The organism is Pseudomonas ulcerans (genome assembly GCF_036324125.1).
Classification (GTDB): Bacteria; Pseudomonadota; Gammaproteobacteria; order Pseudomonadales; family Pseudomonadaceae; genus Aquipseudomonas; species Aquipseudomonas ulcerans.
In genome coordinates, this window is the sequence record NZ_JAZDQN010000099.1 from 1 (window position 1) to 1,063 (window position 1,063).

Annotated in this window: 1 protein-coding gene and 1 pseudogene; one reads left to right on the plus strand and one right to left on the minus strand. The window is 63.1% G+C overall.

The genetic code is table 11. The features are described from left to right. Positions 1-461: immunoglobulin-like domain-containing protein (locus V0R59_RS31735; RefSeq protein ID WP_330105869.1), on the minus strand; the 461-nt coding region annotated here is incomplete at its 3' end. Between V0R59_RS31735 and V0R59_RS31740 the strand changes: the two are divergent. Then, positions 372-764, plus strand: a pseudogene (locus tag V0R59_RS31740) (type VI secretion IcmF C-terminal domain-containing protein); the annotation flags it as partial. The gene V0R59_RS31735 and the pseudogene V0R59_RS31740 overlap by 90 nt on opposite strands. Positions 765-1,063: the final 299 nt, after the last annotated feature.

Genomic DNA, 1,063 nt, shown 5'->3' on the forward strand with positions numbered 1-1,063 from the left:
AGGTGCTCGTAGTTGCCACCGGTGACGCCGGTGATGCTGTTGGTCAGCGGGGTGTTGGTGTTCAGCACGTTGTTCGGGGCGATGAAATCGACCGAACCGCTGGAAGCGTTGACCGGGATAGTGATCGACTGGCCGTTGGCCAGGCTGATGACCAGCGGAGTACCGGTAACTGGCGAGGTGACCGAAGCGACGTAAGTGACGACGCCTCCTTCGACAGCGCTCGCCGTAGCGGTCAGGGTGACCGTCGACGTATCGATCGAATCCGTTACAGCCGTTACAGCGGCAGTCGGGCTGACTTCCAGGTGCTCGAAATCACCACCGGTGGTGCCGGTGATGGTGACGCTGACGTTGCCGCCATCCACATACACATAACCCAGTTCATCCTCAATGGCGAGAAGCACCACTACTTCAACCAGAAGGAACGCTGGCAGCGCTTCGACTGGCCGGGGCGTGGCAGTCATCCGGGCACGCGGGTGCTGTGGACCAGCGTGGGCAGTGACCTGCGCATGTACGGGGATTACCAGGGCACCTGGGGGCTGATCCGCTTCCTGGAGAACGCCAAGGTGACCTTGCTGGACGATGGCGCCAGCCGTTATCACCTGGAAGTGCGCGCGCCGGATGGCAAGGAACTGACCTGGCACCTGCGCACGGAGCTGGGGGAGGGGCCGCTGGCGTTGCTGCGGTTGCGGGGGTTCAAGTTGCCGGCGCAGATCTTCCTAGGCACCTCCACTCGGCCTGACGAGGTCGCACTTTGTGGCGTCTGAACTGGCGCGCAAGAAAAGCAAAAGCACGAGCGAGAGCGAGAGCGAGAGCGAGAGCGAGAGCGAGTAGTCTTATATAGCGACGCCGGCTTTGTTGTCGAAGATGCGTCCATGCAGGCGCCGCCCGTAACTCGCGACGTCAGGAGGCCGAGCGGAGGTGTCTGGAAGGGGCCGGTGCGCAGCACCCTTCGGCGGTAGCCGAAGACGCGAGATGAAGATTTGCGTAGCAAATCGTAGGCCGCGCAGCCCCTGCAAGACACCGGAGGGAGGGGACCCGGAGCGCAGCGTAGGGCCGGATGCAG